Raw genomic sequence first — 19763 nt, 5'->3', positions numbered from 1 at the left:
GTGCCGTGCATCTAAGCATCAGTGACGATGCGCCTGGTGCCCGGTGACCCCGAGAGGCTTGGCGGCCACTGGCTGGCCGCCAGGCTCGGCGCGGGCGGGCGCGGTGTGGTCTACGACGCCTATGACGACGAAGGCCGCCGCTATGCCGTCACGGTGCCGCGGGGCGAGGTGGGACGGCGCTTCGAGCGGGTCTCCTGCCGCCATCTGGCCGACGTGGTGAGCGTCGGGATCGATGAGGGCGTGCCTTACGTGGTGAGCGAGTTCGTGTCCGGGCCCGATCTGCGCAGTGCCGTCGATCTGCACGGCCCCTACTCCGGTGATGAGCTGGTCGCGCTGGCGAACGCGCTGGCCGGTGCCCTGACCGTGCTGCACGAGGCCGGGCTGACGCACCGCGGGCTCAACCCGGAGAGCGTGTTGCTGGCCGCCGACGGGCCCAAGGTGATCGAGCTGGGCCTGCCCGCTGGGGGTTCGGTGGGCGGGACGTGCACCTACCAGAGTCCCGAGGTGCTGACCGGCGAGGAGCCGGGGGCGGCGGCGGACGTGTTCGCCTGGGGGGCGGTGGTGCTGTTCGCGGCCACCGGGCACGACCCGTTCCGGGGGGAGAGCCCGGGCGAGCTCATGCGCCGGCTGCTGACCGTCGATCCCGACCTGAGCACGCTGCCCGACGTGCTGCGCGAGCCGGTGGGGCGGGCGCTGGCCAAGGATCCCGCCGACCGGCCCGCGGCCGCGGAGCTGCGCGTCGAGAGCACGGCCGAGTTGCGGCCCCCCGAGGGGTTCGCGGGGGCGCGGCCACTCGGCGAGGTGGCCGAGGAGGCATATCAGGCGCTCACGCCCCGCCAGCAGGAGGAGGTGCCGGGGCTGCTGCTGCGCCTGCTCGACGGGGACAACCCGATCGACGAGGGCGACGTGCTGGCCCCGCTGATGGCCGCCGGGCTCCTGGTGCGGCGCAGCGTACGCGTGCCTCCGACGGAGACCGCCGCCGGGAAGCTGGTGGCCGTCAGCGACAACCGGGTGGCCCCGGCCAGCGCGGCGCTCTACCGGGCCTGGCCCCGGCTGCGCGGCTGGGTCGCGGACGAGCGCGACGGCCTGGCCGTGCACCGGCAGATCCGCGAGGGGGCCCGGCGCTGGTCGGCGCACCGGCGTGACCGCAGCCACCTCTTCCGCGGCGAGGCGCTCGACACGGCGCTCGGCTGGGCCGCGACCAAGCGCCGCCACCTGCGGCTCAACCAGCTCGAACGCGACTTCCTCAACGACAGCGTGACCATGGCCAAGCAGCGCAGGAAGCTGCTGGTCCCCTCGCTCGCGACGCTCGGCACGGTGCTGGCCGTGGCGGTGACGATGACCGTCGTGTCCGTGCACGGCCAGAACGACCTGCGCGAACGCCTTGTGGACGCCGAGGCGCGGGCCGTGGCGGCCAGGGCTGAGACGATGCGGGCCTCCGATCCGCGTACCGCGATGCGGCTGAGCGTGGCCGCCTGGCGGCTGTCGCCGGTGTTCGAGGCGCGGGCGGCGCTTCAGGCGTCGCTGGTGCAGCCGGAGCTGGGAGTGTTCACCGATCCGGTGGCCGACCTGCGGGCGCGTTATCTGCTGCGCGGGGACGAGCTGGTCAGATGGGATGACGGTGGGGTCACCGTCTGGGACGTGGCCGGTGGGCGGCGGCTCGGCTCCTATCCGTCGCCCGCCGGGATCGCGGCGTTGAGTGGCGACGGCAGGTTCGCGGAGGGGGCCGACGGGCGGACGTACGAGGTGGCCACCGGGCGGGCGCCGGCCGGGGCCACGTACACGATCGTCAAGGGGAACCGCACGCGGGTCTACCGGGGCGGCGAGGTGCTGTTCGACGTGGCCGACCGCGCGGTGGCGCTCTCCCCCGACGGGACCCGGGCGGCCTTCTCCCGGCTGGACGGCCGGGTGGAGCTCTGGGACGCGACGGCCAGGGTCAGGACCGGGGTCGTCGAAGTACGCCCGCTGACCGGCCCGGACGCGGCGCCCCCCGCACTGGCGTTCAGCCCTGACGGGACCACCCTGGCCGTGGCGGGCCGCGACGGCATCACACTGGTCCGGGCGAACGGGCCGGGCCCCGCCCGCGCCCGCCGCGCCGACCCCCTACCGGCCGAGGCCCCGACGCCCGTCCGCCCGAACACCACGGACGCGCCGTCCCCTGCCCCCACCGGCGGCGGTGTGGAGCGGTTCGCGGCGGCTGAGGAGCCCCTGCGCGCCGACGGCGGGACGGCGCAGGAGTCCGGGGTGCCGGAGAAGCTCGCCATCCTGGTGGCGCCCGGCGACGAGCCGGCGCAGACCTTCGGCTTCGCCGAGACGACCCAGGCCCCCGGCACGGACGGCCTGCAACCGGGGCAGGGCGGCTCGAAGCGCGAGCAGAACGGCTCCGACCAGGGACAGGACAGCCCGAAGCGCGGCCAGGACGACGCGGACCAGGGACCGGACGGCCCAGGGCCGGGACACGACGGCCCGCCCGTCTTCTCCCCTGACGGCAGCCTGCTCGCCCTGCCCGGCGCCGGCGAGGTCCGGGTCTGGAACGTGGCCGGGCGGCGGCTGGCCGGCTCCTACCCGCTCAAGGAGCCGGAGCACGGCGGCCTGGCCTTCTCCGCCGACGGGCGCTCGCTGCGCTACCTGAGCGGCACCGGCTCGGTCATCTCCCTGGAGGTCTCGGGCCTGCCCGCCCCGTACGTGGGCGGCGGGATCGTGGCCTTCTCCGGCGACGGCCGGATGGCGGCCAGGGAGGTCGGCGGCGCGATCGAGGTCATCGACACCGTCGAGCACAGGGTTCTCCGCCGGATCGCCGCCACCGGCGCGCCGGCCCTCGACGCGACCGGGCGGCTGCTGGCCGTGGCCGGCGACCCGGTGACCGTGTGGGAGGTGCGGAGCGGCAGGCAGGTGGCCGCCGTCCGGGCGGGCGGCGACGTGCCCGCCGTGGCGCTCTCCCCCGAGGGCGACACGCTGGCCACCGCCCGGGGCCGGACCCTGGAGACGTGGGACGTGCGTACGGGCCGGCGCGTCAAGCTGTACGAGGGCGCGGGTGACCTGGCCCTGGCCTTCAGCCCGGACGGCTCGACGCTGGCCGCCGGGCCCAAGGTGCTCGACCTCGCCTCGGGCGGGATCACCCCGCTGGACGCCCCGCTCGACACGGCCGCGCCCACCGTGGTGGCCTTCTCCCCCGACGGCCGCCGGCTGGCGTTCGGCCAGCAGACCGGCCGGGTGCTGCTGTGGGACGTGCGCAAGCGTGCCCGCCTCGGCACGGTAGAGACCGGCACGGCCCCGGTGGACGAGTTGCGCTTCTCCCCCGACGGTGACCTGCTGGCGGTCGCCGCCACACGTACGTCGTTGTGGGACACGGGCACGCTGCGCGAGGTCGGCCAGGTGGGATCGGGCGCGGACGGGCTGGCCTTCAGCCAGGACGGCCGGCGGCTGCGCGGCGTGGCGCTGGACGGCAGCGTACGCGAGATCCCGATCGACCCGGCGCTGACCGTACGCGAGGTGTGCGCCAGGGCGGGCGGCCCGCTGAGCCGGGCCGAGTGGACCCGGCTGATCCCGGAGAGCGGCTACCGGAAGGTCTGCTGACCCGGCCCTCGGCCAGGCCGGGACCGTCTTGCCTGACCAGGTAGGCGCCGTGCGGCCCGCTCCTCCGTCAAGCGAGGATGGCCAGGGCCTCCGCGGTGATGCCGTGGGCGAAGGGGCGGCCCTGGGCATACCTGGCGAGCTCGTCGAGCGCCAGGGCGGCGATGCGGCCCAGCTCGCCGCCGAGGGAGCCGGCGATGTGCGGGGTGAGCAGGACGTTCGGCAGGTCGTAGAGGGGCGAGCCGGTGGGCGGCACCTCGGGCTCGGTCACGTCGATGACCGCGTACAGCCGGCCGCTCGCCAGCTCGGCGACGAGCGCGTCCTCATCGACGAGCGCGCCACGCGCCGTGTTGATCAGCGTCGCGCCGTCGCGCATGCGCGCCAGGCGGGCGGCATCGACGAGGTGCCTGGTCTCGGGCAGCGCGGGCGCGTGCAGGCTGACCACGTCGCTGCGCTCGAACAGCTCGTCCAGCTCCACGTGCGGCACGCCCAGGTCGTCCGTCAGGTAAGGGTCCGCGACGAGCACGTCCAGCTCGAACGGCCGCAGCAGCTCGATCACCCGGCGCCCGATCCGGGAGGCCCCGACGACGCCCACCGTGCGCCGGTAGTTCCCCAGCACGGGGAAGGTGCTGTCCAGGTCGGGCCTGGCCCGCTGCTCGCGGTAGAGCCTGGCGATGTCCAGCACCCGCTTGTTGGCGAACAGGATCGCGGCGAGGGTGTACTCGGCCACGGGCTCGGCGTTGGCCGACGCCGCCGACGAGACGAGGATGCCGCGCTCCCAGCACGCCTCGGTGATGTGGTGCTTGACGGATCCGGCCGCGTGCACGACCGCCCGCAGCTTCGGCGCCCTGGCCAGCACCTCGGCCGTGATGGGCGGGCACCACCAGCTCGTGTAGAGCACCTCCGCGGCGGCCAGCGCCCCGGCCACGGCCGGATCGGCGAAGTCGGCGGCCACCAGGTCGGGGTCCACGTCGGCGATCCGCACGAGGCGGTCGCGTACTTCGCTGGTCACGAGCCGGTCGGCCACCTCGCGCCCCATGGCGAGCAGGGTCTTCGGCCGCTTTTCGCCCACTTCGCCCCCAAAAGACGGTCAATTGATCATAACCAACGCGGGCGGCCGGGAGAGCAGCGGGCCGGTTGCCCCGGTATGTTGTCACCCGTGCCGGAACGCAAGCAGTCCGGCCCCTCAGGCGCGTACCTCCCTGTGACCGGGGTGGCAACGGCGCGGACCTCGAGAAAGCTGAGTAGCCAGAACCGATGACCGAGCTGGTGACCTTCGGTGAGACCATGGCGCTGTTCGCCGCCCGCCGTACGGGCCCGCTGCGCTTCGCCCGCGACTTCGACCTGGGCCTGGGCGGCGCGGAGTCGAACGTCGCCATCGGCGTCGCCCGGCTGGGCCACCGCGCGACGTGGATCGGCCGGGTGGGCGCCGACGAGTTCGGCGACCTGATCCGCTCCACCCTGGCGGGCGAGGGGGTGGACGTGCGGGCCATCCCCGACCCCGGCGCGCCCACCGGGTTGATGATCAAGGGCAGGCGGACGGCCGACCTCATCGACGTGCGCTACTACCGCAAGGACAGCGCCGGCTCCCGGCTGTCGGTCGCGGACCTCGACTCCGAGCTCATCGGCTCGGCCCGGGTGCTGCACGTCTCCGCGATCACGCCCGCGCTCTCGGCCTCCGCCAGGGAGGCTGTGCGGCACGCCATCGCCGTGGCCCGCGCCGCCGGGGTGCTCGTCTCGCTGGACGTCAACTACCGCCGGGCGCTGTGGACGCCCGCCGAGGCCGGGGCGTGGCTGCGGGAGACCGTCGGCTCGGTGGACGTGCTCTTCGCGACCGAGGCCGAGGGCCGGCTGATCGCCGACGTCGAAGGGGCCGTCGAGCTGGCCAAGGAGCTGGCGGGGCTGGGGCCGCGGCACGTGCTGGTCAAGTTCGGGGCGTTGGGGGCGATGGAGCTGTCCGACGGCGTCGTACGGCGCGCGGAGCCGTACACGGTGACCGAGGTGGACCCGGTCGGGGCCGGCGACGCGTTCGCGGCCGGCTGGCTGGCCGACTGGCTGGCGGGGGCGGAGCCTGCGCAACGCCTCAGCACGGCGTGCGCGGCGGGAGCCTTCGCGGTGACCTCCCAGGGCGACTGGGAAAGTCTGCCACGCCGAGCCGACCTGAGCCTTCTGCGACGACCCGCCGACGGCGTGAGCCGCTGAGCTCAGCCCACCACCCTGACCTTGCCCATCTCCTTGCGGTAGTGACGCTTGCCCACCAATGCCCACAACACCCGGGCGCGCAACGGCAGCAGATCGAGAAACGCCTGCCGCTCCCAGTGCGTGGCGTCCTCCAGCAGCGCGCCGAGCTGGATGAGCAGCCGCTCCTTGGACAGGTGGGCGCGGCCGTACTCGCCGAGCCGATCCCACTCCTCCTTGGTGATGTGCTCGGCGACCAGCGGCAGGATGCGCTCCTCCTCCTGATCCAGATGGAGCACGAGATCATCATGCAGCCGATCGAGCACGTCGGCGACCCGCTCGCCGCCCTCGGCGCTCCGCTCCCAGACAGGCAGCAGCCCGCGCAACTCCTCAATGTACGCGGCGACCCGCTCGTGCTGCCGCTCCATGGCGTTGACCAGGTCCACCTCGAACACGACCCGGTCCAGCAGCGGCGGCCAGAGCAGCTTGTCCTCGGCCTCGTGGTGCAGGTGCAGGCCGTCGAGGATCTCGTTGACGAACGCGGCCAGCGTCGCGGCCCGTTCCGTGTCGCCGGGCCGTACCCGGCGGATGAGCTCCGGCGCCAGCTTGAACTCACGCCGGAACACGCGATGTACGACCACCATCTCCCAGACGCTGGGCCTGTTGTCGTCTCTCACGATGACCATGGTGCTGCCCGGCGATTGTCAAACAATTGTGCGCCACTGCAACCCTTAGCATGTGGTCATGAGACGCCCCCTGGGAGAGCTCGAGTCCACGATCATGGACAGGATGTGGTCCAACCGCAGGCCCGCCTCCGTCCGTGACGTGCTCGAAGACCTCCGTCGGGAGCGTGAGATCGCCTACACGACGGTCATGACCGTCATGGACAAACTCCACACCAAGGGCCTCCTCCGCCGCGAGCCCGTCGGCCGCGCCTACGTCTACGAGCCCATCTCCACCAAGGAGGCCTACACGGCCGAGCTGATGCGCCACGCCCTGGCCTCCAGCAACAACCAGGCCGCCACCCTGGTCCACTTCCTCGAACGCCTCACCCCAGAAGAATCCACCGCCCTGGAAGCCGCCCTCCAGGTCTTCCCCCCGAAATCCCACCGCCCCTGAGCGCCCCTCCACCAAGCACCGCCCCAAACGAGCACCACGCCAAACGAGCACCACGCCAAGCGAACACCACGCCAAACGAACACCACGCCAAGCGAACACGGCATCCCGAGTGACCCGCCGCGGAAGCGGGGCATCCCCGGTCTCCAGAGAGCCCATTCAGCGGCGGCCGGGGGCGGTGACTTTACCGATGCGCCAAATGGGGCAGGCTCGAAGGTAGGGAGGTGGTCGGACATGGAGTACAAGCAGTGGAACATACAGATCTGGATCAGCGAGGACGACGAGGACGCTCTGACCACGGCCACGGCGGTGTTGTTCACCCCGGACGGCAAGCGGCACGAGAGCGTGGCTCACGCCCGCCGCAACCCTGAGGACCGTCCCGTGCCCGGGATCGGGGACGAGTTGGCCGCCGGGCGGGCGTTGTCCGACCTGGCATCGAAGCTGATCGAGGATGGCGCGGAGGATGTGGCTCAGATGGCCAGCCCCGCGTAAGTCAACCGACCAGAGCAACCCGACAATCGCCAGGCCCGCCGATCAGGGCGGCCTGGCAGGACACCGGGCCCGCCGGGCGAAATCCGTCCGGCAGGCTCCAGGCCCGCTGGTCGAAGCAGTCCCGGTAGACGGCAGGCCGGCCGGTCGGGGCAGTCTCGGTGGACACCGGGCAAGCCGGTCAGAGTAGGCCGGCGGATGCCAGGAGTTTGCCGATTCGGCCGGTCTCGTCCTTGTTGAGTTGGATCTGGGGGAGCGCGGTGATCGGGCAGTCGATCACGCCGCGTAGGTGAAGTGCGGCCTTGAACGCTCCGAGGCCCGAGGAGCTGCCGCCCATGCGGGTGCCGCCGACCTTGACGATCTCGAACAGCCTCACCAGTCGCTCCTGCTCCGCCCGGGCCGCCTCCCAGTCACCACGGGAGGCGCAGCGGTACAGCTCCGCGTACCCCTGCGGGTCCACGTTGCCCAGCCCGGGCACCACGCCGTCGGCGCCCATCCACAGGGCCGAGTCCACCGTGATCTCCGACCCGGTGAGTACGCTGAACGGCGCCTCGCGCCCCATGATGACCGCGCGCATGCCGCCGTCGTCCCCGCTGGAGTCCTTCACCCCGGCGAGCACCCCCTCGGCGGCCAGTTCCAGCAGCAGCCCCGCGCTCAGTTTGGTGTGCACGGACACCGGCAGGTCGTACGCGTAAACCGGCAAACCACCCTGAGCGGCGATAGTCCGGAAATGTAGGCTGATTTCCGAGGGATGCGTACGCGTGTAGAACGGCGCCGTCGCCACCACCCCCGACACTCCCGCCGCCGCCGCGACCCGCACATGTTCCAGCACCCGGGGCGTCGTCATGTCGATCACCCCGGCCAACACCGGCACCTGCCCTCCCACGTGCCCCACCACGGTGTCCAGCACCACCCGCCGCTGCTCATCCGTCAGGTACGCCGCCTCCGACGACGACCCCAGCACGAACAGCCCGTCCACCCCGCCATCGAGCAGGTGATCGAGCAACCGGACGAAGGAGGCGACATCAACCTGGTAGTCGGGGGTGAAAGGCGTGCAAACAGGCGGAATGACACCCGTGAGTGCAGCGCTCTCAGCGTCGTTCGGCCCGGTCGCGGGCTCGGCGGCGTCGTTCGTGATCCTCATCGAATTTCCTTAAAGCGTGGAGGCCCCGGGCTGAACCGCCCGATTTCGGCGGCGTGCTGGGGCGGGCTGGTGGAGCGGCTGAGTACGCCTGCGACGCCGACGTGAAAGCGGCCAGGAGCATCGAACACGCGACCGGGCATGCCACGTGCGCACGAGGCCCGCCGTCGGGCGAGCCCGCGTACCGTGAACCTCAACCTGTCCTCCTGTCCGTGCGAGAGGGGTGGAAACCCCCCGGATCTACCCGCGGGGAGGAGGTCAAAGACGTTCCTGGATCAACTCGACGTCAGTGGCCCCCGCCGCCACCGGATGATGGCAGTGGAAGAGATGACCGTCATCGCTCCGCGCGGCCGGCATCTCCTCCGCGCACACGTCATCGGCCCGCCAGCACCGCGTACGGAACGGGCACCCGCTCGGCGGCCTGGTGGCCGAGGGCACCGTGCCCACGAGCGGGATCGGGTTGATCGGCGAGATCAGCCCGGGCGTCGCCGAGAACAGCGCCCGCGTGTACGGATGGCGGGCCCCCAGCGGCACCGCCTGCGCGGGCGTCTGCTCGACGATCCGCCCGAGGTACATGGTGACCACCCGATCGCTCATCCGCCGCACCGTCTGGATGTCGTGCGAGACGAACACCAGTGCCAGTCCCAGCCGCTCCTTCAGGTCGAGCAGCAGGTTGAGGATCTGGGCCCGCACCGACACGTCCAGCGCGCTGGTGGGCTCGTCGGCGATGAGCAGGCCGGGTTCGAGGGCGAGCGCCCTGGCCACGGCCACGCGCTGGCGCTGTCCGCCGGAGAGCTGCCCAGGCAGCGCCTCGGCCGCGCCGGCCGGCAGGCCGACGAGGTCAAGTAGCTCGCGCACGCGGGCGTCGCGCTGGGCGGGGGTGCCGCGGCGGTGCACGTTGAGCGGGTCACGCAGGATCTGCCTGACGGGCAGCCGCCGGTTGAGCGCCGTGGACGGGTCCTGGAAGACCATCCCGATGCCCGCCCCGACCAGCGCCCGCCGTTCGGACTCGCCCAGCGCCCACAGGTCCCGGCCGCGGTAGGCGACGGTCCCCGAGGTCGGCCGCTCCAGCCCCACCAGCACCTTGGCCAGGGTGGACTTGCCGCACCCCGACTCCCCCACGACGCCGACCGTCTCGCCGGGGTCGACGGTGAGGTTCGCCGCGGTCAGCGCGTGGACGCGGTCGCGCGTGAACAGGCCGCCGGATCGGGCCTTGTAGACGACGTGCACGTCCGTCAGCTCAAGCACGCTGCCCACTCCCTTCATGGGCCGGATCCCGTACGGGATGATGGCAGGCCACGGCATGCGTGGCGGGGCCCTCCAGCACCGGCTGCTCGCTCCGGCACACGTCGGTCACCATCGGGCACCGGTCGGCGAACCGGCAACCGGCGGGAAAGTCCGCGGGCGCGGGCACCACGCCGGGAACCTGGGTGAGCCGCTCGGCCCCCGACTCCAGCGACAGCACCGACCCAAGCAGACCGCGGGCGTAGTGGTGGGCAGGCGCGCCGACCAGGGTGGCCGTGGCGCCGGTCTCGACGATCTGGCCGCCGTACATGACGACCACCCGGTCGGTGACGTCGGCGACCAGCGCGAGGTCGTGCGAGACGAGGATCAGCGCGAACCCGAGTTCCTCCCGCAGCCGCAGCAGCAGCTCGATGACCTGCGCCTGGACGGTCACGTCGAGCGCGGTGGTGGGCTCGTCGGCGACGATCAGCTTCGGGTCGCGGGAGAGCGCCATCGCGATCAGCACCCGCTGCCGCTGCCCACCGGACAGCTCGTGCGGGTAGGCCGACAGCGTACGGCGGGCGTCGAGGCCGACGAGTTCGAGCAGCTCGGTGGGGCTGCGCCGGCCGCCGCGCCGGGTGAGCTGCTTGAGCTGGGCCTTGATGGTCATGGCCGGGTTCAGCGAGGACAGGGCGTCCTGGTAGATCATCGCCATCTCGTGGCCGAGCAGACGGCGGCGGGCCCGGCGCGGCAGCGCGAGCAGCTCCCGCTGGTCGAAGCGCACGTGCCCGCTGACGCGGGCGCCGCGGGGTTGCAGGCCCATGATGGTCAGGGCGGTCAGCGACTTGCCGCAACCGGACTCGCCCACCAGGCCGAGCACCTCGCCGGGGCGTACCTCGAAGCCGATGCCGTCCACGATGTCGACCCCGTCGCCGAACCCGATGCGCAGCCGTTCGACCGCCAGGATCGGCGGGCCCTGCGGCAGCGGGCGGGCGCGCTCGGCCAGCCGGCGCGCGGCCTCGGCCAGCCCCCGCAGCTCGACGATCTCGCCGGACCCCGGCCTGGCCTGCTCGAACGCGTCGTCCTTGCGGGGGGCGGCGCTCCGCGCGGCGGGCGCGGCCCAGGCGTCGGAGACGCCCTCGGCCAGGATGTTCAGGGCCAGTACGGTGATCAGGATCAGCAGCCCGGGAAACACCGTGGCCCACCAGCCGCCGAGCAGGACCAGATTCTTGCCGTCGGCGATGACGCTGCCCCAGGAGGGGTTCGGCGGGCGCACGCCGGCGCCGATGAACGACAGCGACGCCTCCAGCACGATCGCGTCGGCCACCATCACCGTGCAGAACACCAGCACCGGCGCCGCGCAGTTGATCGCGACGTGCCGGATGAGGATGTGCGGCGTGCGGGCGCCGATGACGCGTTCGGCCGCGACGTAGTCCTCTCCGTACTGGGACAGCACGTTGGCCCGCACGACCCGGGCCACGGACGGCATGTAGAGGAAGGCCATGGCCATGACCAGCACGGGGATGCTGCCGCCGAACACCGCGACGAGCACCGCGGCCAGCGCGATGCCGGGGAAGGCCATGATCACGTCGAGCAGGCGCATCAGGGTCTCGTCCACGGCCCGGCGCGAGGTGGCCGCGACCGCGCCGATGATCGCCCCGGCCACCAGGGCCAGCCCGGTCGCGCCGAGTCCGATGATCAGCGACCAGCGGGCCCCGTACAGGAGTCTGGACAGGATGTCGCGGTTGGCGCTGTCGAGCCCCATCCAGTGCTCGGCCGACGGGCCGCCGCCGGCGATCTCCTGGAAGTACGGCGAGTGCGGCGCGATCAGCGGCGCCAGCAGCGCGGCCAGCACGACCGCGACCACGACGCCGACCGAGACCCACGACAGCGGCTTCAACCGGCGGAACCCCACCCCCGGGCGGGAGAGCCGCTCTGTCAGTCCACGTCTCATGCGGTGCTCCTGAGGCGGGGGTTGACCAGCAGATAGAGGATGTCGACGACCAGGTTGACCACCAGGAAGCCGATCGCGATCGTCAGCACCACGCCCTGGACGACGGCCGGGTCGCCGTCGCGTACGGCGTTGATCATGAGCTGACCCATGCCGGGCAGGCCGTAGATCGTTTCGATGACCACGGTGCCGCCGATCAGATAGCCGACCCGCAGGCCGAGCACGGTCAGCGGGTTGATGAGGGCGTTGCGCAGCACGTTCCGGCCGACGACCACGATCGGCGGCAGGCCGCTGCCGATCGCGGTACGCACGTAGTCCCGGTCCAGCTCCTCCACCATCGAGGTCCGGATGATGCGGCTGAGCTGGGCGGCGATCGGCAGCGACAGGGACAGGGCGGGCAGGGTCATCGACTGCAGCCAGCCGGTCAGTGAGTCGGCCGGGTTGATGTAGCCGCCGGTCGGGAAGAGCCCCTCGCCGACGGCCAGCCACTGGATCATGAGCAGGGCCAGCCAGAACGCCGGCGCCGCCACGCCGATCAGCGACACCATGCGGATGATCTGGTCGGGCCAGCGATCCCGGAACAACGCCGCCGACACGCCGAACACCAGCGACAGCACCACCGCCACCGCGAGGCCGAGGAACGTGAGCTGCAACGTCAGCGGCAGCGCGGTCATCACCGACTCGATCACCGGCTTCTTCGTGAGCACGCTGGTGCCCAGGTCGCCCTGGGCCAGGTCCGCGACGAACCGGACGTAGCGGACGGGCAGCGGGTCCAGCAGGCCGTTCTCGATCTGGAACTGACGGATCTGCTCGGCGGTCGGGTTCGCGCCCTGGAAGTAGGCGTACTCCGGTTTGACGCCGGAGAAGCGCATCACGATGAACACGAACGCGACCACGCCGAGCATCAGCGGGATCAGGATGAGGAGCCGCCGCAGCAGCATCCTGGCGACACGGGTCATGTCCGCTTGGCCTGCAGCAGGTTGATGCCCGGGTAGGGCTGCGCGCGGAGGCCGGACAGCTTCTTCGGGTCCCAGGCGGTCATCAGCTCGTTGTGCACCACCGGGTAGAGGATGGCCAGCTCAGCCACGAAGTCCAGATATTTGTGGATCAGCTCGGACTTCTGTGCCTTGTCGGTCACCTTTCCGGCCTCGTCCATCATCGCGAACAGCTTCTTGGCGTCCTCGGTGCCGTCCCAGTGGGCGTACTTCATCCACAGGCCTCCGGGCACGTAGTTGTAGTGCAGGATCAGGTCGGCGTCCATGCCGAACTGGTTGGGGTTCGAGGCCGCCGCCACCGCCTGGTAGTCCTGGAACTGGTCCATCTTGGTGAACAGCGCGGCCGTGTCCTGCGGCTCCAGCGTCGTCTTGATCCCGACCGCCTCCCAGGAGGAGGCGATGGTGGGCAGGCAGTCCACGATCCAGCTCACGTTCACGGCCATGAGCTTGATCGTCAGGTTGCTGACGCCCGCCTCCTTCAGCAGTGCCTTGGCCTTGTCGGGGTCGTAGTCATAGACGACCGAGGCCCGCTGGTGGTCGGGGTGGCCCTCGTTGAGGAAGGAACTGGAGGCCGTGCCGTGGCCCTTGAGCGCCACGTCGATCATCTTCTGCTTGTCGATCGCGTAGTGCAGGGCCTGGCGCACCCGTACGTCGTCGAAGGGCTTCGCGGCGGTGTTGAACATCAGGAACATGTGGTTCATGCCCTTGCCGCCCTCGACCGTCAGCCCCTGCTGCTTGAGCTGCTCGACGTTCGCGTACGGGATGTTGTCGGCGATCTGCGCCTCGGCCGAGCCGCCGGAGATCTTGGCCACCCGGGCGGCGGCGTCCACGATCGTCAGCCAGTTCATCTGCTTGACCGTGGCCGGACGCGGCCCGTTGTAGCCGTCGAACTTCTCGAATGTGGTGTTGGACTTGGGGTTGTGCGCGCTGAGCCGGTACGGTCCCGAGCCCACCGCCTTGCCGCTCTTGGCCTGGTCCCACGCCCCCGCCTGACTGAACACGTGCCGCGGCATGATCTTGGCGATGGTCAGCCGGGGCGCGGCATCGGGGAAGGGCATCTTGAAGGCCAGCTCGACGGTGCGGTCGTCGACCTTCTTCACCTCCTCCAGCCAGGTACGGAAGAAGTTGCCGGTCAGCACGTTCGCCTCGGGGTCGAGGATGCGCTGGAAGGTGAAGACCACGTCGTCGGCGGTCACCGGCTGCCCGTCGTGCCATTTGGCGCCCTCCCTGAGCGTGAAGCTCCAGGTGGTCGCGTTCAGGTCGGCGGGCAGCGCCGTCGCCAGCGCCGGGTAAGGCTCCCGCGTGATCGGGTCGGTATCGAGCAGTCCCTCGTAGATGTGGTTGATCCCGGCCATGGCGAAGGCCGAGGCGGTCTGGGTGGGGTCCCAGCTCTGGTCGTTGCCGTATCCGATGACAGCGGTGATCAGGTCCTTGTTCGTACCCGCCCCGACCGATCCGGTCGAGGCCGGACCGCCGGAGCAGGCGGAAAGGGTGGCCGCGATGAACGCCGCCGCACCCGTCGCGCCGCTGTAACGCAGGAAGTCGCGGCGGCTGAAGTCAGAGCTCACGGATGCCTCCTGTCATATCAGGCCGCGAGGTCGCGGCCCGACGTAGAACATGGGACATCCCATGTCCTATCTTTTGCGTAAGGTGGACGCTAGATGGCCATACAGCCCTCGGTCAACAGAAGATTTCCGGAATGTTACGCAGAAGAGAGGGGATTCTTCATGGCCGCTGTCCCGCGCCCGGCACGGTTGAGCCGCGCCGCCGAGGCCCAAGAGGGTGTCAAGAACCTCATCGTCATGCGCGGGCTCGTGGCCGGCGATCCTCTCCCCACCGAATCGGAGCTCATGGAGGAGCTCCAGGTCAGCCGGAACTCGATCCGGGAGGCGCTCAAGGCCCTGCAGGCGGTCGGCATCGTGGACATCCGCCACGGTTTCGGCATGTTCGTGGGCCGCATCTCACTGGCGGGCCTGGTGGACGAGCTGACCTTCCACAGCCGCCTGACCCTGCAGAACGGCAAGAACCACCTGGTCAACCTCATCGAGATCCGCGAGATCCTGGAGAGCGGCCTCGTACGGCGGCTGATCGAGCTGGAGCCGGCGGCCGACCTGACCCCGGTCGCCGAGGTCATCGCCCGGATGGAGGCCGAGGCACAGGCGGGGCCGGTCTCGCCGGAGACCGACCGCCTCTTCCACGACCTGCTCTACCGGCCGCTCGGCAACCCCCTGGTGAGCCAGTTGCTGGGGGCGTTCTGGGACATCTACTACCAGTTGCGCGACGCCCTCGGCGCCCCCGACGAGCCGCCCGGCGACGTGGCCAGGCGGCACCGCGACATCTACACGGCCGTGCTCGCCGGCGACCGCGCGGGCGCCGTGGCCGCGGTGCACGCGCACTTCGACGGCGTACGCAACCGGGTGGCCAGGATCCGCGGCTAACCGGGCCAGCGCTCCACCCGCCGCCAGCGCTGCCGCCACTCCGCGTACCACTGGGCGAACCACGGATGCGCCCCGGCCAGCGGCATGATGTACGCGACCGTCTCCAGGTAGTAACGCCGCTGGAACCGCCACGGCATGCGCTGCAGCTCCTGCACGTTGCTCACCCGGTCCGCCAGCTTCACGAGCACTGCCTGGGACGGCGCCTTGATGAGCGAGCCCAGGTAGTCGGCCTTCACCGCGTCCCGCGGCTTGGTCACCCACCGCACGAGCGCCGCCACCCGCGGGCCGAACCGCCGCGCGACCTCCGCCTCGGTGCACGGCGTGTCCTCCAGGACGTCGTGCAGCACGATCGCCACCAGCACGTCGCGGTCGGCCAGCCCGGCGCCGGCCACGGCCACCTCCAGCGCCTCCAGCAGGTGCTCCACGTAGGGGCGGCCCGTCGGCCGCTGCTGCACCCCGTGGCACCGCCCGGCGAACGCCACCGCCTCGCGCAGGAGGTCCACGGTCGTCGGCGGGAGCACCTTACTCAACGGGCCTTCCGCCTGCTTCCAGGACGGCCAGCTCGTGAAGATCTCCATCCCGCTCCTCCCTCACCTAGGCTGACAATATGACCGAGATCGCCGTGCCCGACGGCTCGTGGACGTTCAACGGGGAAGTCCTGCGCATCGTGCCCGGCAGCGACAAGGACATCCACGAGTTACGGCGCACGCTGGGCGAGGTCGTGGTCCCTCTGGAGGCCGTCGCCGGGGTGGCGTTCGAGCCCGGGCGCAAGGGCGGGCACGTACGCCTGCGCCTGCGCAAGGGGGCCGATCCGCTGTCCGACGTGGTGGCCGGGTCGCTGGGGCCGCCCGCGGACCCGTACCGGCTGTCGGTGCCGAAGAACCGCTCGGGCGCCGCCGAATACTTCGCCGACGAGGTCCGCGACATGCTGCTCGTCTACCAGACGCCCGCCGGCCCCTGCGAGGACTACCTGCTGCCGGGCCCCGACGTGCCGATCACCGCCACGGCGGGCGACGGCACGGCGCTGTTCGACGGCGATCGGGTGCGGCTGGACTGGAACGGGTTCGCGAGCTCGGAGAAGCAGAAGGCCGGCGCCCAGGAGTTCGCGCTGTCCGAGCTGCTGGGCGTGGAGTGGCGGCCGCAGTCCGGCATGGGCTACGGCACGCTGCGCTTCCGGATCAAGGGCGAGAAGCTCGCGCCGACTCCGCAGAAGGACACCCGCTGCGTGTGCTGGGGCATCCAGCGCTACGGCGGTGCCACCGCCCTGGTCGCCGCGGCCGTGCTGACCCGGCTGCCGCGGCGCGTGGCCGAGCTGCCGCCCCCGCCGCCCGGCGCCGACGACGCGCACGACGCCGTCCTGCGCCGCCTGACCGAGCTCGGCGAGCTCCACCGCTCGGGCGTGCTGACCGACGAGGAGTTCGCCACGGCCAAGCAGGCGATGATCCGCCGCCTCCAGGATCCCTGAACACCGCCGTCTCCGAAGTGCCGACAGCCGACCCCCCTTAAAACTTCGTTACCTGACGCCCCATCCCAAGCCTTCCAGGAGCGACGGTGACGCACGACGACGAGAGACTCCTGCGACGCGCCATAGAGCTGGCCGCGTCCGCCCGCGCCGCCGGCGATCCGCCGTTCGGCTCGCTGCTGGCCACCTCCGAGGGCACGATCCTGGTGGAGGAGCGTAACACCTCGATCACCGACAGCGACATCACGGCGCACCCGGAGCTGAAGCGTGCCGGGCCGGTTGCGCCGCAGGAAGTCCGCCCATGTGACCGACGCTCGTTCAGGGGACGGGTCTATGCCTTCCTGCTTGAGGATCTCCCACACGGCGGAGGGCGCGACCGTGATACCGAGCATGGCCAGTTCGCCGTGTACCCGCCGATATCCCCATGAGGGGTTCTCCCGGACCAGGCGGTGTTGGTGACGAAGAACCCGACCAGCACGATCGACAGCACGTCATGCCATACCAGCGCGCTCAGCATCATCAGCCCAATGCCGATCTGGAAGACCCCGGCGTCGTGCAGGAAGTGCACGTGATTGGGGAACCGGGCGAAGACCGCGAGCCCGCCGGGTCGATGCGCATCCACACGCCGAAGACCAGCATCGTCAGCGCGCCGACCACCACAGCCACCTGGACGAAGATCCTGGCCGACCTGCTGTAGCCGTTCATCATGTCGTGTCCCTCTCCTGTGCTTGCTTGCTCTGGTGCTAGGACGAGCGCCCATCGCAGCGTGTGACACGGCTCAGCCCGCGGACTTCACCGTGATGCCGCCGTCCGTGTAGCCGACCATGAGCGCGAGCATCGGGTACTGGCCGGCCGTCCCGACGCGCCGGACTCATTCGTCGATGATCTGTAACCGCCACTGCGGCAAGAAGATCACCATGGACGTTCGCTCCGGCTACGCCGGCAAGCGGATAGGGGCAGATGGCGCGGCGAACTGGAGGGCAGGCCCGTGAGCACAACCGCCGACAGGTCAGATACAGCCACCAGACCTAGACGTTCAGTGAAGCGCTGCTGGTGCGGACGCACCCTGCAGCACCCTCCGGCAGGAGCCCGATGCCGTCATCCATCACGTTCGCAGGAGAGAGGAAACCGATGAGAGATCTGCAGACTATCGCCGACCGCGTCGAGATCGAGGCGTTGCGGGGCGAACACGTCGACGCGGCAATGATCGGCGACTACGACCGTTTCGCGTCGCTGTTCACCAGGGACGCGGTGTGGCGGATCCCCCCCGCCAACGTCGAGTTCACCGGGCGGAAGGAGATCCGCGCCGGTATCGAACGGCTGCAGGGTGCGTGGGAGTTCTGGGTGCAGAACGTGCACCCGGGCACGATCCAACTCGATGGTGACACCGCGACCGGCCGGGAATCCATCTTCGAGATCGGTCGCCAGCGCGACGGCAGGTCGGTCGTCATGTACGGCCTGTTCCACGACCGCTACCAGCGCACCCCGGATGGCTGGAAGTTCACCGAGCGCGTCCTCGAGCCCAGGTACCTCGACACCACTGCGCTGACGGGTTCGCCTCATGTGACCTGGGACCCCGCCGGCCCAGAGGCCGGAAACACCTCCTCTGCGGAAGAAGCCCGATAACCGCGGCTAAACCGATATCTCCCGACGCCCTTCCGCATCTGGACGAGCCGCATCAGGATGTGGTCCTGCCGGCTGATCCGGCAACGCAACATCTCGGACGGTGAGGCGACCGGTGGGGGCGACGCGCCAGCCTCACAGGTTCACTCCGCTGTCCTGTCGAACTGCCCGCTGGTATGCCATGTCCCGGCCGCCGGGGGACGCCATCGCATCCCCCGGCGGCTGGTTGACCACGGTCGCCGGTTGTATCTGCCTGGACCAGCTCTCCTCGCCACGCGTCCGGCGCGAGACCTACGTGGGCGAATGGATCCCCGAGCCGCTACCAGAGCTCGCGGAGTGGATCAGCGGCCTCCCTGACCTGGACGGCCGCAACCGACAACACAGGCGTGACGGGATACCAGATCCACCGGTCCACGACGCCCGGCTTCACCCCGTCGGCCGCCAACCAGGTCGGCTCCGCCGAGGGCTCCTCGTTCCTCGACTCCGGGCTGGCCGCGGGGACCTACTACCAGGTCCGCCCCGTCGACGCCGCCGGCAACGTCGGCCCCGCCTCCGCCGAGGCGTCCGCCACGGCGACCCAGCCGCCCGCGAACCAGGGCCTGGTGGCCGCGTACGGCATGAACGAGGGTTCGGGCACGACCGTGGGTGACGCCTCCGGGCAGAACAACACCGGCACGGCCACCGACACCACCTGGACAACGACCGGCAAGCACGGGCAAGCGCTGTCGTTCAACGGCGAATCCAGCTGGGTCACCATCCCGCACACCCCCTCACTGCGCCTGACCGACACACTGACGCTCTCGGCCTGGGTGCGTCCCTCGGCGCTGGGCAATCTCTATCGCAGCGTGCTCATGAAGGAACACGCCAATGGCGGCGGCTACGGCCTGTACGCCTCCTCCGAGTACACCGCCCCAGCGGGCTGGCTGCACACCACCGAGCAGGAAGGCTTAATCATCGGCAACGGCCCGCTGCCGCTGAATCAGGAGGTGGGCACCCATTCTGAGGGGCCCGGTCAGCCTCGACGCGGTAGCCGTCGTTGCTCCGCTCGCACGCCGTGACACGCGTGCGATCAGCCGAGACCCGGAAACTCCCCTCGAGCTCTCATACCCACCGCCCAAGAACGGGGCAGCAGCAGTCGGGCCCGAGCCGGACGAATACGACGCTTCGCATACAAGTAAGACCAACTCACGAGCAGATCTGTTCCGAAGAGGAGGTCAGAACAGCTCCACCACGGAACGGCGGAACATGCATTACAGGCAGCTTGATCAACTCTTTGCCGGAAGGCCAGCGCATCCCGGCCCGGGCATGCCCGCTGTACCCCCCGGCTTGGCGTTCTCTTGATCGTCTTACGGGTCTGACCTGACGAACGGGTTCACAGAACGCCGGAACCGTGCCGAAGAGCATCCACCGAGCAACCACGGGAGCACCTCAACGTGGCCGGAGTCGCCAGAAAACCGAGAAACCCCAGCTCAGCGCATCGAGCTAGGGTTTCGCGTAGTGCGCCGCCAGGGACTCGAACCCCGGACCCGCTGATTAAGAGTCAGCTGCTCTGACCAACTGAGCTAGCGGCGCA

Annotated in this window: 18 protein-coding genes and 1 tRNA gene; 10 read left to right on the top strand and 9 right to left on the bottom strand. The window is 70.7% G+C overall.

What is annotated here, in order from left to right; genetic code table 11:
- The first annotated feature begins 27 nt into the window (after positions 1-27).
- Positions 28-3576, top strand: coding sequence for a protein kinase (locus ABGB18_RS17565; RefSeq protein ID WP_347696611.1), 3549 nt, complete (start codon positions 28-30; stop codon positions 3574-3576).
- 67 nt (positions 3577-3643) lie between these two features.
- Here the strand turns inward: ABGB18_RS17565 and ABGB18_RS17560 are convergent, their stop codons facing one another.
- Positions 3644-4645, bottom strand: a complete 1002-nt coding sequence (locus ABGB18_RS17560; protein WP_347696569.1) for a hydroxyacid dehydrogenase — start codon at positions 4643-4645, stop codon at positions 3644-3646.
- Between the two features lie 185 nt (positions 4646-4830).
- Between ABGB18_RS17560 and ABGB18_RS17555 the strand changes: the two genes are divergently transcribed.
- Positions 4831-5775: a sugar kinase gene (locus ABGB18_RS17555; RefSeq protein WP_347696568.1), complete on the top strand. Its 945-nt coding sequence runs from the start codon at positions 4831-4833 to the stop codon at positions 5773-5775.
- 2 nt (positions 5776-5777) lie between these two features.
- Here the strand turns inward: ABGB18_RS17555 and ABGB18_RS17550 are convergent, their stop codons facing one another.
- Positions 5778-6428 (bottom strand): hemerythrin domain-containing protein, encoded by a 651-nt coding sequence (locus ABGB18_RS17550; RefSeq protein ID WP_347696567.1) that lies wholly within the window; start codon positions 6426-6428, stop codon positions 5778-5780.
- Positions 6429-6495: 67 nt separating this feature from the next.
- On the opposite strand from ABGB18_RS17550, the gene ABGB18_RS17545 reads away from it, so the two are divergent.
- Both ABGB18_RS17545 and ABGB18_RS17540 read left to right on the top strand, forming a co-directional pair.
- The gene (locus tag ABGB18_RS17545) at positions 6496-6870 is read left to right on the top strand and encodes a BlaI/MecI/CopY family transcriptional regulator (RefSeq protein ID WP_347696566.1); all 375 of its coding nucleotides are present in this window, start codon (positions 6496-6498) and stop codon (positions 6868-6870) included.
- 231 nt (positions 6871-7101) lie between these two features.
- On the top strand, positions 7102-7359 hold the full coding sequence (locus tag ABGB18_RS17540) for a DUF1876 domain-containing protein (RefSeq protein ID WP_347696565.1): 258 nt from the start codon (positions 7102-7104) through the stop codon (positions 7357-7359).
- A gap of 178 nt (positions 7360-7537) precedes the next feature.
- On the opposite strand, the gene ABGB18_RS17535 is transcribed toward ABGB18_RS17540, so the two are convergent.
- The 5 genes from ABGB18_RS17535 to ABGB18_RS17515 form a co-directional block, all read right to left on the bottom strand.
- Positions 7538-8500 (bottom strand): dihydrodipicolinate synthase family protein, encoded by a 963-nt coding sequence (locus ABGB18_RS17535; protein ID WP_347696564.1) that lies wholly within the window; start codon positions 8498-8500, stop codon positions 7538-7540.
- A 255-nt stretch (positions 8501-8755) separates the two neighbouring features.
- Entirely contained in the window at positions 8756-9745 is a 990-nt protein-coding gene (locus ABGB18_RS17530) for an ABC transporter ATP-binding protein (RefSeq protein ID WP_347696563.1), read from the bottom strand.
- A complete protein-coding gene (locus tag ABGB18_RS17525) occupies positions 9738-11675 on the bottom strand; it encodes a dipeptide/oligopeptide/nickel ABC transporter permease/ATP-binding protein (protein WP_347696562.1) in 1938 nt (645 codons plus the stop codon). Before ABGB18_RS17525 ends, ABGB18_RS17530 begins: the two co-directional genes overlap by 8 nt.
- Complete coding sequence (locus ABGB18_RS17520; RefSeq protein WP_347696561.1) at positions 11672-12631, bottom strand: ABC transporter permease; 960 nt, start codon at positions 12629-12631, stop codon at positions 11672-11674. Before ABGB18_RS17520 ends, ABGB18_RS17525 begins: the two co-directional genes overlap by 4 nt.
- Positions 12628-14235 (bottom strand): ABC transporter substrate-binding protein, encoded by a 1608-nt coding sequence (locus ABGB18_RS17515; protein ID WP_347696560.1) that lies wholly within the window; start codon positions 14233-14235, stop codon positions 12628-12630. Before ABGB18_RS17515 ends, ABGB18_RS17520 begins: the two co-directional genes overlap by 4 nt.
- Positions 14236-14394: 159 nt before the next feature.
- Here ABGB18_RS17515 and ABGB18_RS17510 point away from each other — a divergent pair, with 159 nt between their 5' ends.
- A complete protein-coding gene (locus ABGB18_RS17510) occupies positions 14395-15105 on the top strand; it encodes an FCD domain-containing protein (RefSeq protein ID WP_347696559.1) in 711 nt (236 codons plus the stop codon).
- On the opposite strand, the gene ABGB18_RS17505 is transcribed toward ABGB18_RS17510, so the two are convergent.
- Positions 15102-15683: an HD domain-containing protein gene (locus ABGB18_RS17505; protein ID WP_347696558.1), complete on the bottom strand. Its 582-nt coding sequence runs from the start codon at positions 15681-15683 to the stop codon at positions 15102-15104. The two genes, ABGB18_RS17510 and ABGB18_RS17505, sit on opposite strands and share 4 nt — an antisense overlap.
- Positions 15684-15712: 29 nt before the next feature.
- Between ABGB18_RS17505 and ABGB18_RS17500 the strand changes: the two genes are divergently transcribed.
- From ABGB18_RS17500 to ABGB18_RS17480, 5 genes are all read left to right on the top strand, one after another.
- The gene (locus ABGB18_RS17500) at positions 15713-16570 is read left to right on the top strand and encodes a DUF4429 domain-containing protein (protein ID WP_347696557.1); all 858 of its coding nucleotides are present in this window, start codon (positions 15713-15715) and stop codon (positions 16568-16570) included.
- Positions 16571-16656: 86 nt separating this feature from the next.
- Positions 16657-16995 (top strand): hypothetical protein, encoded by a 339-nt coding sequence (locus ABGB18_RS17495; RefSeq protein WP_347696556.1) that lies wholly within the window; start codon positions 16657-16659, stop codon positions 16993-16995.
- Between the two features lie 65 nt (positions 16996-17060).
- Positions 17061-17264 carry a hypothetical protein gene (locus tag ABGB18_RS17490; protein ID WP_347696555.1) on the top strand — a complete coding sequence of 68 codons (204 nt, stop codon included), beginning with the start codon at positions 17061-17063 and terminating at the stop codon, positions 17262-17264.
- A 434-nt stretch (positions 17265-17698) separates the two neighbouring features.
- Complete coding sequence (locus ABGB18_RS17485; protein WP_347696554.1) at positions 17699-18193, top strand: nuclear transport factor 2 family protein; 495 nt, start codon at positions 17699-17701, stop codon at positions 18191-18193.
- 383 nt (positions 18194-18576) lie between these two features.
- Positions 18577-19248, top strand: a complete 672-nt coding sequence (locus ABGB18_RS17480) for a LamG-like jellyroll fold domain-containing protein (RefSeq protein ID WP_347696553.1) — start codon at positions 18577-18579, stop codon at positions 19246-19248.
- A gap of 440 nt (positions 19249-19688) precedes the next feature.
- Here the strand turns inward: ABGB18_RS17480 and ABGB18_RS17475 are convergent.
- Positions 19689-19762 (bottom strand) — tRNA-Lys (locus tag ABGB18_RS17475).
- Position 19763 lies beyond the last annotated feature (1 nt).

The organism is Nonomuraea sp. B12E4 (assembly GCF_039871825.1).
Taxonomy (GTDB): domain Bacteria; phylum Actinomycetota; class Actinomycetes; order Streptosporangiales; family Streptosporangiaceae; genus Nonomuraea.
Note: the sequence above shows the minus strand (reverse complement) of the source record. Positions and strands in the feature narration are given on the sequence as shown.